The sequence below is a fragment of the Ideonella sp. A 288 genome (genome assembly GCF_002198735.1).
Lineage (GTDB): Bacteria > Pseudomonadota > Gammaproteobacteria > Burkholderiales > Burkholderiaceae_C > Pseudaquabacterium.
Window position 1 is genome coordinate 71,622 of sequence record NZ_MWLO01000156.1, and the last position, 12,673, is coordinate 84,294.

The 12,673-nt window shown below is 74.0% G+C and carries 11 protein-coding genes; 3 read left to right on the plus strand and 8 right to left on the minus strand.

Translation table 11 applies throughout. The features are described from left to right. Nucleotides 1-32: 32 nt before the first annotated feature. The 7 genes from EOINJALH_RS28440 to EOINJALH_RS28470 form a co-directional block, all read right to left on the minus strand. Nucleotides 33-677, minus strand: coding sequence for a response regulator transcription factor (locus tag EOINJALH_RS28440; RefSeq protein WP_088286596.1), 645 nt, complete (start codon nucleotides 675-677; stop codon nucleotides 33-35). After that, the gene (locus EOINJALH_RS28445) at nucleotides 674-2,212 is read right to left on the minus strand and encodes an ATP-binding protein (protein ID WP_088286598.1); all 1,539 of its coding nucleotides are present in this window, start codon (nucleotides 2,210-2,212) and stop codon (nucleotides 674-676) included. The genes EOINJALH_RS28440 and EOINJALH_RS28445 overlap by 4 nt, the downstream gene beginning before the upstream one ends. A 2-nt stretch (nucleotides 2,213-2,214) precedes the next feature. Continuing rightward, on the minus strand, nucleotides 2,215-3,522 hold the full coding sequence (locus EOINJALH_RS28450) for an MFS transporter (RefSeq protein ID WP_088286600.1): 1,308 nt from the start codon (nucleotides 3,520-3,522) through the stop codon (nucleotides 2,215-2,217). A gap of 26 nt (nucleotides 3,523-3,548) precedes the next feature. Beyond that, on the minus strand, nucleotides 3,549-4,208 hold the full coding sequence (locus tag EOINJALH_RS28455; protein ID WP_088286602.1) for a GDSL-type esterase/lipase family protein: 660 nt from the start codon (nucleotides 4,206-4,208) through the stop codon (nucleotides 3,549-3,551). A gap of 84 nt (nucleotides 4,209-4,292) precedes the next feature. Then, complete coding sequence (locus tag EOINJALH_RS28460) at nucleotides 4,293-4,928, minus strand: YHS domain-containing (seleno)protein (protein WP_088286604.1); 636 nt, start codon at nucleotides 4,926-4,928, stop codon at nucleotides 4,293-4,295. A 70-nt stretch (nucleotides 4,929-4,998) separates the two neighbouring features. Beyond that, a complete protein-coding gene (locus EOINJALH_RS28465; protein ID WP_088286606.1) occupies nucleotides 4,999-6,180 on the minus strand; it encodes an FAD-dependent monooxygenase in 1,182 nt (393 codons plus the stop codon). A gap of 21 nt (nucleotides 6,181-6,201) precedes the next feature. Then, entirely contained in the window at nucleotides 6,202-7,206 is a 1,005-nt protein-coding gene (locus EOINJALH_RS28470) for a tripartite tricarboxylate transporter substrate binding protein (RefSeq protein ID WP_088286608.1), read from the minus strand. A 263-nt stretch (nucleotides 7,207-7,469) separates the two neighbouring features. Between EOINJALH_RS28470 and EOINJALH_RS28475 the strand changes: the two genes are divergently transcribed. Genes EOINJALH_RS28475 through EOINJALH_RS28485 form a run of 3 tightly spaced genes read left to right on the plus strand, consistent with a single transcriptional unit; the run spans nucleotide 7,470 to nucleotide 11,271 of the window. After that, nucleotides 7,470-9,377 carry an acyl-CoA synthetase gene (locus tag EOINJALH_RS28475; RefSeq protein ID WP_088286610.1) on the plus strand — a complete coding sequence of 636 codons (1,908 nt, stop codon included), beginning with the start codon at nucleotides 7,470-7,472 and terminating at the stop codon, nucleotides 9,375-9,377. After that, nucleotides 9,374-10,426: a phosphotransferase enzyme family protein gene (locus tag EOINJALH_RS28480; RefSeq protein ID WP_158219933.1), complete on the plus strand. Its 1,053-nt coding sequence runs from the start codon at nucleotides 9,374-9,376 to the stop codon at nucleotides 10,424-10,426. Before EOINJALH_RS28475 ends, EOINJALH_RS28480 begins: the two co-directional genes overlap by 4 nt. Next, nucleotides 10,423-11,271: a PA4780 family RIO1-like protein kinase gene (locus EOINJALH_RS28485; protein WP_088286614.1), complete on the plus strand. Its 849-nt coding sequence runs from the start codon at nucleotides 10,423-10,425 to the stop codon at nucleotides 11,269-11,271. Before EOINJALH_RS28480 ends, EOINJALH_RS28485 begins: the two co-directional genes overlap by 4 nt. 36 nt (nucleotides 11,272-11,307) lie before the next feature. Here EOINJALH_RS28485 and EOINJALH_RS28490 read toward each other — a convergent pair whose 3' ends face one another. Beyond that, nucleotides 11,308-12,510 carry a hypothetical protein gene (locus tag EOINJALH_RS28490; protein WP_199873496.1) on the minus strand — a complete coding sequence of 401 codons (1,203 nt, stop codon included), beginning with the start codon at nucleotides 12,508-12,510 and terminating at the stop codon, nucleotides 11,308-11,310. Nucleotides 12,511-12,673 lie beyond the last annotated feature (163 nt).

Consider the following 12,673-nt stretch of genomic DNA (forward strand, 5'->3'; position numbering starts at 1 on the left):
ATCCGGGGCGGCGCGCGCCGCGCTGCGTAGAACTACGCAGCGCCCGGCGTCGCCCGGGTGGCGGCCTCTTGCTCGGCCAGCTGGGCATAACGTTTGATCAGCTGGGCCAGCGACTCGGTGCCCAGCTTGGCCAGCAGGTGCGCGCGGTGGGTTTCCACGGTGCGCGGGCTCAAGGCCAGCGCGCGGCCGATCTCCTTGTTGGTGAGGCCCTCGACGATCAGGCCCAGCACCTCGCGCTCGCGCGGCGAGAGCTGGCCGTAGCGCTCGGCCGCCTCGCGGTCGGCCTGCAGGCGCTGGCGCGAGCGCACGTGGGCGCGCACCGCGGCCTGCAGCGCGTCGAGCAACTGCTGGTCGTCGACCGGCTTTTCCAGGAATTCGGCCACGCCCGACTTGAAGGCCCGCCGGCACAGCGCCACCGTGCCGTGGCCGGTGAGCATGACCACCGGCTGGTCGACGCCCATCGCGGCCAGCCGCTCGAGCACCTGCAGCCCGCCCAGGCCGGGCATGCGCAGGTCGAGCACGATGGCGCCGATGGCCTCGCGGTCGAGCCCGTCGAGGAAGGCCTGCGGGTCGGCCCAGGGCTGCACGCGCAGGCCGATGGTGCCGATGAGCAGCGCCAGGCTGTCGCGCACGGCGGGGTCGTCGTCGACGAGGTGGATCAGCGGGGACGAGGTCATGGGCCGGTGCGTGGGGCAAGGGGGGTGGACAGGGCCGCCTCGGGTGCGCCGTCGGCGGCCGGCAGCAACAGCGTGAACTCGGCACCACCGCCGTCTCGGTTGGCCGCGCCGAGGCTGCCGCCGGCGCTGGCGGCCAGCGTCTCGCACAGGCTCAGGCCCAGGCCCAGGCCGTCGGGTCGGGTGGTGAAGAAGGGCTCGAAGGCGCGCGCCAGCGCGTCGGGCGCCAGGCCGGGGCCGCGGTCCTGCACGCGCAGCGCCACCGTGCCGGGGCCGGCCTCGTCGATGCGCAGGGTCAGTTCGCGCTGGGCCGCCGGCACCCGCTGCAGCGCCTGCAGTGCGTTCTGCAGCAGGTTGTGCACGATCTGCTCCAGCGCCACCGGGTCGGCTCGCACGCGCAGGCCGGGCGCGGCTTCCCACAGCTGCGGCCGCACGCCCAGGCGCTGGCCTTCGGGGGCCAGCAGGTCCAGGCCGCGGCGCACCGCCTCGGCCAGCACCAGCGGCTGCGCGGCGGCGTCGTCGTCGGGCCGCTGCACCAGCCGGCGCAGCCGGCCCACCACGGCGGCGGCGCGGCGCGCCTGGTCCACGCTGCGGCCCAGGGCGTCGCGCACGGTGGGCAGGTCGGGCGGCTCGTCGGCCAGCAGGCGCTGTGCCGCCTGGGTGCTGGCCAGCACCGCGGTGAGCGGCTGGTTCAGCTCATGCGCCATGCCGGCGGCCAGTTCGCCCAGCGCGTTGAGCCGGCCCACCTGGCCCAGGCGCACCAGTTCTTCGGCGCGGCGGCGCGCGGCGCGCTGCCGTCGCCAGGCGGCACCCGCGGCGGCCGCAGCGGCGGCGGTGGCCCAGCAGGCGGCCAGGGCCGCCCAGGGCAGCGCGTGCCAGGGCAGGCGCTGCGACAGGCGGATGTCGAAAGGCTGGCTGTCGGCGGCCAGGGGCTTGGCGAAGTTGAAACGCCAGGGGCCGGTGGCCTCGCGCCCGGGCTGCAGCACCAGTTGCTGGTCACCGTGCGCCAGCGCCACCCGCACCGCGCCGTCGCGCGCCAGCGGCCATTCGGCCCAGGGCACCATCGCCGCGGCGTCGATGCGCAGCGCGAAGCTCGTCGGCGTGTCCGCCCGCACCAGCGTGAAGTGGCCCTGCGCCAGCGCCGCCTGCGCCAGCACGGCGCGGCGCTGCGTGCGCGACGCGGCCTCGGCGGTGTCGAAGGCGGCGGGCGACGCGGCTGCGGAGGCGTCGCCGGGCCAGCGGCCGTCGGCGTCGCGCCGCAGCACCTGCAGCACCTGGGGGTAGAGCGCCGGCAGCCGCTGCTCGGGCGCCTCGGCCGCGCCGGGCTGCAGCAGCGCCAGCGTGGCCAGGATGGCGTCGTGCTGCACCGCGCGCTGGCTGAGCAGGCGGTGGGCGATGCGCGCGTTGGTGTCGAAGGCCTCGCGCTGCCGGTCGAGGTCGGCGCGCACCACCAGGGCGCTGGCACCCAGCGCCAGCGCCAGGCCACCCAGGGCCCAGGCCGGGGGCAGGGCGGTGGCCAGCGCGCGAGGCCAGGCCATGCTCAGTGCGCCGAGGCGGCCGCCGCGGACCTTTGGCCGCGCGCCACGTCCACCGGCCGCAGCAGCAGCACGCCGGCCACGAAGAACACGGCCGTCGACAGGATCGCCAGCCGGTGGTTGCCATCGGTGGCCCAGGTGACCAGGCCGTAGGTCACCGGCCCGACGATCGACGACAGGCTGGTGGCGAAGGCCCACAGGCTGTAGAACTCGGCCAGCCGCTTGGGCGGCGCGAACACGCCGACGATGGCCCGCCCGGCCGACTGGCTGGAGCCCATGCACAGCCCGGCCACCACCGCCGACACCCAGAACAGCGGCGGGCTGGTGGCCAGGTAGGCCAGCACCGTCATCAGCACCCAGCCCAGCAGCGTCACGGTGAGCGCCGGCTTGTGGCCGATGCGGTCCTGCCAGTAGCCGAAGGCGAACGCGCCCACCGCCGCGGCGATGTTGACCAGGAACACCAGCATCATCGTGTCGATCTGCTTGAAGCCGAGCACCTGCTCGGCGTACACCGCGGCCAGCGCGATGACCACCGAGATGCCGGCCTGGTAGGCGAAGCCGCAGGCCAGCAGCCAGCTGAAGTCGCGGAACGCGGCGGCCTCGCGCCAGGTGGTGCGCAGCCGCTGCAGTGAAGCCACCAGCCCCGCGTCGCGCAGCGCCCCGGGCTGCGGCAGGGCCCGCTCGCGCAGCAGCGCGAAGGTGGCCAGCGAAGCCGCACCGTACACCGCCGCGGTGATCAGCATGGTCACCGGCACGTACTGCGTGGCCGGCTGCTGCTGCCCCTGCGCCCACAGCACGTGAGCCAGCCCCAGGCCCAGCGCCAGCATGCCGCCGAAGTAGCCGAAGCTCCAGCCCCAGCCCGAGACCCGGCCGATCGAATCGGGCCGCGCCAGCTCGGGCAGGAAGGCCGCGGTGATCGTCTCGCCGTAGGCGTAGAACAGGTTCGACAGCACGATCAGCGTCACCGCCAGCGCCACGTCGCCCGCGCCCACCGCGGCCAGGGCGGCGGTGGTGGCCACGCAGCCGGCGGTGCTGAACATCAGCACCCGCTTCTTGGCCGCACGCAAATCGGCCCAGGCGCCCAGGGTCGGCAGGGTCAGCATCACCAGCGCGCGCGAGAAGCCGAGCGACAGCGTCCAGGCCAGCGTGGCCCAGGGTGCGTTGCCGGCCACCGCGCCGACGAAGTAGGCGTTGAACACCGCCGTCAGCACCACCGTGGTGTAGCCCGAGTTGGCGAAGTCGTACATCGCCCAGCCGAAGACCTCGCGCTTCTTCACGCCAGGGTTCAGCGCGTCCTGCGAGAACAGGCCCATCGGGGGTTCCTCGGTGCGGTGTGGGGTCAGCGCGTGGGCGCCAGCAGGCCCACCGCCTGCGCGGTGGCGCGCAGATTCTGCGCGAACTGCGCATAGCCCTCGGCGTTGGCGTGGATGTTGTCGGAGCGCAGGCGCTCGTCGGCCAGCACCTCCGACCAGCCCTGGCGCTGCAGCGGCAGGCCCAGTTCGTCGGCCAGCTGTGCGTACAGCGGATGGTCGGTGAGCGAGCCGGTGAAGGCCGCCGTCACCGTGGGCCGCGGCACGGCGATCAGCATCACCTGCGCACCCGCCTCGCGGGCCAGCGTGATGGCGCGGCGCAGGTTGTCGCGCAGCGCCTCGTCGGGCAGGCGGCGCAGCAGGTCGTTGCCGCCCAGGCCCAGCAGCACCAGTGCCGGGCGGTGCTCGGCCAGCAGCGCGGGCAGGCGGTCCAGGCCTTGTGCCGAGGTGTTGCCCGACACGCCGGCATTCACCACCTGCCAGCCGGTCAGCCCGGCCAGCACGGCGGGGTAGGCGGCCTCGGGCGGCGCGCCGGTGCCCTGCGTCAGCGAATCGCCCAGCGCCAGCACGGTGGCGCCCGGTGGCACCGGCGTGGCCTTGGGGCCGCTGCTCTTCTGGCAGCCGGGCAGGGCGGCCAGCGCGGCCACCGCAAGGGCCGCGGCGAGCAGCCGGCGTCTGGTCGGTGTCATGCGAAGGTCGCTGGCCGACGACGGGCCGGAGGCCCCGTGCGACGCCGTGCGCCCGCCGGTTTGCACAACGTCATCGCCGCGGCCTCACTGTGCCGGAACCACCTGCGGCTTGCCCGGCATCACCGGCAGGGTGCCGGCGGCGAGCTTGGCGTCGTACTCCTCCTGCAGCGCCTTGTCGGTCTTGTAGTGCGGCACGCGGAAGACCAGCCGCTTCCAGCGGGTGAGCAGCGGGTGGCTGCCGGCCACCTCGTCGGTCCAGTAGCGGTGCGCGCGCTCGAGGTTCAGCTCGGTGTCCATCTCGAAATGGTCGCGCGACTTCTGGCCGCCGAACACGTAGAGCTTGCCGCGGTAGATGCGCCAGGTGTTGGGGCCGCCGCCGCTGCCCCAGGGCACGGCGTAGTTGATGCCGTTGGCGCACCAGCCGCCCAGTTGCGGCATGTAGCGCTGGGGCGACTTCAGGAACTCGGCCTTGTTGGCCTCGTTGGCGAAGCGGAACACCACGCCCTGGTGCTCGACCTTGATGGCCGGGTCGCCGCGCACCGCGTCGTTGACCTTGAAGTACGCCACGGCGTCGTGGCCCTCGAGCATCAGGCGGGTGTCGGCGCCGTCGGACGTGGTGCGGAAGGGCTCCACGCCGGCGGTGGAGTCGAGGGCGGCGGCCGGGCCGGCCACGGCGCACGCCGCCAGGGCGCACAGCACGGTTCGTCGGGACAGGCGCATGGGGACGCTCCGATGGGTCGAGAGGCCGCCAGTATGCGCGAGGTGGGCCGCGGCGGGGCGGCCGCAGCGGTCAGCCGATCTCGACCCGCAGCGGGTCGTAGGGGTACAGCCACTCGTTGCGCGAGCGGGCGATGTCGCGGTCGACGAAGGCCTGCCGCATGGTCTGCGCATCGCCGATGTGGTACAGCTCGCCCATCTCGGTGGATTCGCGCACGACGCGCGCGGTGCGCGGGGCCCGGTGGATTTCATAGCGCGCCAGGCGAGCGTCCAGCGGGCCGGGCAGGGCCAGCGCGCGGGCCAGCACCGCGGCGTCCTCGATGGCCATGGCCGCGCCCTGGGCCATGTAGGGCAGGGTGGCGTGCACCGCGTCGCCCAGCAGGGTGACGCGGCTGCTGCTCCAGCGCATGCTGGGGGCCCGGTTGTTCAGCGCCCAGCGGTAGCACTGGTCGCTGTCGGCGTGCTCGATCACCGCGCGCACCATCGGGTGCCAGCCTCGGTAGTCGGTGTCCAGCTCCGACCACGGGCGCCGGGCGGCCCACGACTCTTCTTCCCAGGGCCGTTCAACGCAGCCGACGAAGTTCAGCAGCTCGCCGCCGCGCAGGTAGTAGGTGACGGCGTGGTTGTGCGGACCGCACCAGATGGTGGAGACCAGGTCGGTGCGCAGCGCATGCGGGATGCGCGCGGTGGGCACGGTGCAGCGCCAGGCCACCTGGCCGGTGAACACCGGCAGGTCGTCGCCCAGGATGTGCCGTCGCACCACCGACTTGATGCCGTCGGCGCCCACCACCAGCGACGCGTGCACCGAGGGCAGTCCGTCGAAGTGCACGGTGACGTCGTCGACGCCTTCGTCGATGGCGGTGGCGCGCGCGCCCAGCGTGATGGCCCTGGGGTCGAGCGCACGCACCAGGCGCTGCAGCGCGTCGTGCAGGTCGGCCCGGTGCATCTGCAGGTAGGGCGCGCCGTGGCGTTGCTCGTGCAGGTCGCCCAGCGGCAGGCGGTGCAGCATCTCGCCGGTGTCGTAGCGGCGGAACTCGAAGGCCTTGGGCCGCACCGACAGCGGCTCGAGCGCCGGCCGCAGGCCCAGGCTGTCGAGCACCTTCATCGCGTTGGCGCTCATCTGGATGCCCGCGCCCACCTCGCCCAGGCGCCGCGACTGCTCGAACACCCGCACCCGGTGGCCGCTGTGCAGCAGCGCGGCGGCCACGGTGAGGCCGCCCAGTCCGGCGCCAACGATGACGATGTCCATGCCCATGTGCCGCGTCCTCCCTCGTCGTCAGTCGGCCCGGATGCCCTGGGCGCGGATCACCTGCGCCCAGCGCGCCGCGTCGCGCTCGATCAGCGCGCGGAACTCGTCGGCCGGGCCGTGCGCCGGCGCCATGCCCTGCGTTTCGAACGCGGCCTTCACCTCGGGCAGCGCCAGGATGGCCCGCAGCTCGGTGTTCAGCCGCTCGATCAGCGGCCGGGGCGTGCCCTTCGGCGCCAGCACGCCGTACCACATCTCCACGTCCAGCTCGCCCAGGCCCAGCGAGCGCAGCGGCGGCACCTCGGGCAGCAGCGGGTGCGGCTTGTCGCTGCTGATGGCCAGCGCGCGCAGGCTGCCGGCCTTCACGTGCTGCAGCGCCACGTGGATGGGCAGGAACATGGCCTCGACCTGGCCGCCCAGCAGGTCGGTGACGGCCGGCGCGGTGCCGCGGTAGGGGATGTGCGTGACGAAGATGCGTGCGTGGTGCTTCACCAGTTCCATCGCCAGGTGGTGCGGCGTGCCGTTGCCGGGCGAGGCGTAGTTCAGGTGCCCCGGCCGGGCCCGGGCCCGTGCGACGAAGTCGGCCGCGCTCTGGATGCCCGAGGTCCGGCTGGCCACCAGCAGCAGCTGGCCCCAGCTGGTGAGCGAGACGGGGTCGAGGTCCTTCACCGGGTCGAAGCCCAGTTTGGCGTAAAGCGCCGGCGCCATCACCAGCGTGTTGACGGTGACGAGCAGGGTGTGGCCGTCGGCCGGCGCGCGCACCACGGCCTCGGTGCCCAGGTTGCCCGACGCGCCGGGCCGGTTGTCCACCACCACCGGCCGGCCCAGCCGCTCGGCCAGCCGCGGGCCCACCTGGCGCGCGATCAGGTCGATGCCGGTGCCGGGGGTGAAGGGGACGATCAGCCGCAGCGTGGGGCTGCCGGCGGGGGCCTGGGCGGCGGCCGGCCAGGGCGCCAGCACCGCGGCGGCCTGCAGCAGCGCGGTGCGGCGCCGCAGCAGGCCAGGGGACGGGCGGACGATCGGAAGGCTCGGCATCGTGGGAAGGGTCGGTCCGGGTCGGTTGGCCGAGGTTATCAGGGCTCCCGCCCGCCCGGTCGGAGGTCGAGGCCCCGTGGCCAGGGGGACTTCGGCGCAGCGCATCAGGGCGGGCTCGACCCGGCCGTGCGCCGAGGCGCATCCGCAGCCATGGGGCTGGTGCGGATGGCGCGCGATTCGGGCTCGCCCCCAGAATGCGCCAGCCTCGGGGCGAGCCCTGCGGCGCCGCCCCATCCGATCGTCCACCCGCCCCGGAGATTGCCATGTCGGCCCCCGCCACCACGCACGTGCTGGACCGCCTGATCGGCACTCAGCCGCCGGTGTTCGCCACACCCGCCGACATCGCCGCCTTCGAGCGCCAGGCGCCGTGGCCCGAGCGGGTGGCGGCGGCCAGCACCTACGAGGCGCTGCGGCTGGGCGCCGCCATCGACCCGCAGGCGCCGGCGATCCAGTTCCTGCGCGCGGCCGATCCCGACGAGGTGCCGACCACGCTGAGCCACGCGCAGTTCTTCGCGCGGGTCACGCAGGCGGCCAATGCCTTCCATGCGCTGGGCGTGGGGCCGGGCCAGGTGGTGAGCTTCCTGCTGCCGCTGCTGCCGCAGGCCTTCGTCGCGCTGTACGGCGCGCAGGCCGCGGGCATCGCCAACCCGGTGAACCCGCTGCTGTCGGCGGCGCAGCTGGCCGAGATCCTGCGCGCGGCGGGCACGCGGGTGCTGGTCACCGTGGGGCCGTCGGTGGATGCCGAGCTGTGGGCCAAGGTGGCCTCGATCCGCGCGCAACTGCCGTCGCTGCAGGCCGTGCTGGTGGTGGGTGGTGCCGAGCCCGGCGCGGCCGATCTCGACGCGTTGCTTGACGCCCAGCCGGCCGACCGGCTGGTCAGCGGCCGGTCCATCTCGGCCGAGGACATTGCGGGTTACTTTCACACCGGTGGCACCACCGGCACGCCCAAGCTGGTGCGCCACACCCATGCCAACCAGGTGTACCAGGCCTGGGCGCTGCGCCTGATGGGCATTGCCGAGCCGGGCCGGGCGCTGCTGTTCGGGCTGCCGCTGTTCCACGTCGGCGGCTCGCTCACGCAGGGCCTGTCGGCGCTGGCCAACGGCGGCTCGCTGGTGGTGCTGACGGCCGCGGGCTGGCGCGACCCGCGCGCGGTGCGAAACGTGTGGCGCCTGGTGCAACGTTACCGGCCGGCGGTGTTCGGCGCGGTGCCCACGGTGCTGGCCGCGGCGCTGCAGGTGCCGCGCGACGGCGCCGACGTGTCGAGCCTGCGGCGTGCGTCGGGCGGCGGCGCGGCCATCCCGGTGGCGGTGACAAGCGGCTACGAGGCCATGGGCCTGCCGGTGCTCGAGGTCTACGGCATGACCGAGACCGCCAGCGTGCACTGCATGGGCTACCCCGACCTGCCGCGCCACGCCGGCTCGGTGGGCCGGCCGCTGCCGCATTCCCGCGTGCGCGTCGTGCGGCTCGACGCCGACGGCCGCTTCGTGGGCGACTGCGCGCCGGGCGAGATCGGCGTCGTCGCGATGGCCGGGCCGGGCGTGTTCTCGGGCTACCTCAGCGAATCGCACAACCGCCAGGCCTTCGTCGAGCCCGGCTGGGTGAACTCGGGCGACCTGGGCCGGCTCGATGCCGACGGGCAGCTGTGGATCACCGGCCGGGCCAAGGACGTGATCATCCGCGGCGGCCACAACATCGACCCGCAGCCGATCGAGGAACTGCTGTACCAGCACCCGTCGGTGGCCCTGGCGGCGGTGGTGGGCCAGCCCGACGGCTATGCCGGTGAACTGCCAGTGGCCTATGTGCAGCCGCGGCCGGGGCACACGGTGGACGCCGCCGCGCTGACCGGCTTCCTGCGCGAGCGCACGCCGGAGCGTGCCGCGGTGCCGGTGGCCATTCACGCGGTCGACCCGATGCCGCAGACGGCGGTGGGCAAGATCTTCAAGCCGGCGCTGCGCGTGGACGCGATGCGCCGCGCCACCGAGGCGCTGCTGGCCGACCTGCCGCTGCAGGGCGCCTTGCTGGCGGTGCAGGTGCTGCCGCACCCGGCGCACGGCCAGGTGCTGCAGGTGACGCTGCAGGGCGCACCGGCGGACGCGCGCGCCGCGCTGGCGGCGGCCATCGACCTGCGGCTCGATCCGCTGACGCTGCGCCACGAGGTGCTTTGGGCGTGAGCCGCGCCACGGTGCGGGGCCTCGACGACGCCGCGCTGCACGCGCTGCTGGCCCGCCACGGCCTGCGCGCTGCGCGCTGGCGCGTGGTGGCCACGCTCGACTGCACCATCGTGCGCATCGCGCCGACGCGCGGGTCCGTCGTGTCGCTGCGCATCTACCCGCTGAGCAAGACCGACCTCGCCGGCATCGACACCGAACTGGCCTGGCTCGCGATGCTGGCCGACGACGGCCTGCGCGTGCCGCGGCCGCTGGCCGACCGCGACGGCCAGCGCCGCCACACGCTGCCCGATGGCCGCAGCTCGGTGCTGCTGGGCTGGGTGGCCGGGCGCCTGCTCGACCGCGCGCTGCGGCCCCGCCACCTGCGCCTGGTGGGCCGGTTGATCGCCGGCTTGCACGACGCCGCCGACCGCCTGGCCGCCGCCGGCGGCGTGCGCACCGAGCGCGCGGCCGACGGCCCGAGGCTCGACGACTGGTCGGCCGACCGGCGGCCGCCCGCGGGCCTGTGGACGCGCCGGGCGCAGGCCGTGGCCTCGGCCACCGCGCGGTCGCTGATCGACGAGATGGCCGGCTGGGAGCGCACGGCCGCCAGCTGGGGCCTGGTGCACGGCGACATGCACCTGTGGAACCTGCTGTTCGCCGGCCGTGGCGACGCGGCCGTGGCCGGCGCCATCGACTTCAGCGACTGCGGCATCGGCTGGCGGGCGCTGGATCTGGCGTCGACGCTGCAGTACCTGCAGCACCCGCTGCAGGGCTTTGCCGACCACCGCCCGCACTGGCCGGCCTGGCGAGACGCGTTGTTCGAAGGGTATGCCGAACGGCGCGCGCTGTGGCCCGGCGCCGAGCGCCAGGTGCAGGCCCTCACCGCCGCCCGCTGGCTCAACACGGTGGAGTGGATCCTCGACTGCTGGCCGCGGCCCGACCTGCGGGCCTTCGGGCCCGCGGTGCTGGCCGATGCGCCGCGCCTGCTGGGGTCCGTGTGGCCGCTGGCAACGTCGTCGGTGCACCGCACCGACGCGCGACGCGCTCGGGGCCCACAATCGGGCCCATGAAACCTCCCGAGCGCCTGCGGTCGCTGATCGACGAGGGCCTCATCGACGAGGTCGTGCGCCAGCTCATGAGCGGCAAGGAAGCCACCGTCTACGTGGTGCGCCGCGGCGGCGAGACGCTGTGCGCCAAGGTCTACAAGGACGCCACCCAGCGCAGCTTCCGACAGGCGGTGGACTACACCGAGAACCGCAAGGTGCGCAACACGCGCCAGGCCCGCGCCATGGCCAAGGGCACGCGCTTCGGCCGCGAATCGCGCGAGGCGGCCTGGCAGAGCGCCGAGGTCGACGCGCTGTACCGCCTGGCCGCGGCCGGCGTGCGCGTGCCGCACCCCATCAACTTCCACGACGGCGTGCTGCTGATGGAACTGGTCACCGATGCGCACGGCGACGCCGCGCCGCGGCTGAACGACGTGCTGTTCACGCCCGACGAGGCGCGCCGCCACCACGCCACGCTGGTGGCCGAGGTGGTGCGCATGCTGGGCGCCGGCATCGTGCACGGCGACCTGTCGGAGTTCAACATCCTGCTGGCCGAGGACGGGCCGGTGATCATCGACCTGCCGCAGGCCGTGGACGCCGCGGGCAACCTGCACGCCAGCCGCATGCTGCTGCGCGACGTGGTGAACCTGCGCGACTTCTTCGGCCGCTTCGCGCCCGAACTGCTGCCCACCGCCTTCGGCCCCGAGATCTGGAACCTCTACGAGCGCGGGCTTCTGCGGCCCGACGCGGTGCTCACCGGCCGCTTCGAGCGCTCGACCGCGTCGGTCGACCTGGCCGGCGTGCTGCGCGAGATCGACGACGCGCGCGACGAGGAATCGGCCCGGCTGCTGCGGATGCACGCCGGGCGTTGAACCTCGGCCGGGTGGCCCTCGGGTGGGGCCTCGCCCTCAGCGGCCGGGGCCCGGGCATTGCCCCAATGCCCCCGACGTGTCGGAGCAGCAGCAGTTCATCGAGGGGGTCGAGGGCTTGGCAGGGTTGTCGTAGCAGGCGTGCGTGCCCTTCGGGCAGTAGTACTCGGCAGAGCTGCCCTGATACGGGCAACTGCCGCCGTCCACCGAGTTCCGGCAGGCCTTCTGGCAGCACCACTGGCTGGCGGCGCAGGTCTGTGTTCCGCACTTTGCCGCGGGTGTGGCGCAGGCGCCGGCCGAGCACTGCGCCCCGGCACTGCAGGCGTGGCCGCAACTGCCGCAGTGGGCGTTGTCGGTCTGGGTGTCGACGCATCGGTTGCCGCAGGCCGTCTGGCCCGAGCGGCAGGTCGGCGGCGCGGCCGCGACCTCGAAGGTGAAGTTCTTGTGGGCACCCAGAGCGCCGGACGTGCCCCTGGCATCGACGGTGGCGCGGCCGACGGTTGCCGTGGTGGCGGCCTTCAATGTGGTGGTGCCGCTCGCGCCGCCGATCACCAGCGGCACCTTGCTGCTGGTGACTCCCTGGGGCAGGCCGAAAAAGGTCACGCTGACCGATCCATTGAAACCGCCGAGCCGGCCCACGCCCACGGTGACGTCCCGGCTTTGGCCTGCCGTCAGCCGGGCCGGATCGGGACTCACCGACAGCGTGAACGAGGGCGCGACGCTGGTGCCGTAGGTCCTGAACAGGAAGTCGTTGTCGGAGAACGGCTTGCCGCCGAAGGTGGTGCCGCCTGCGGGGTAGGTGTTGCCGCCCTTGTACTTCCACCAGAAGACGTTCTTGCCGGTGTCCTGCAGCCGCAAGGTCAGGGGCTGCTGGGGCGTGACGGCCAGGCCGGCGCCCGGCATGCTGAAGCGCACCCAGTCCTCGGTGCCCTCCTGGATGGTCACGCCCACGGTGGCCAGTGCCTGGCCGCTGGCCGTCATGACCGACAAGGTCAGCTTGTCGCCGCCGCGTCCTCGGTTACCGGTCTTCAGGGCCAGCGACACGCCGGTCAGCAGCGGCAGCTTCGGCACCACGGTCTGCCCCACCTTGTTGCCCGGCGTGACGTTCACCGCCCCGCCCGTCCAGGCAGGCTCGTTGGCCTGATCCTGCGTTTCACCGGCCCGCGCCACGGGCGGGGTGACGGCCAATGCGATGGCGCAGGCCACCGCCGCGATGATTCGAACTGCGACAGGCGCGTTCATGACGGCCCCTTTCGATGCCAGGACGCGGTGGCCTGACATCCAATGGCAGATCGGCCACCACTGAGCCCATTCTCGACACGGCCCGCGGTTCGGCGTTGAGTGGGCGCAAGGCTTGCGCGGAGCACCGCGCCGACCCATGCCGGGCTCATCACGGGTGGGCGGT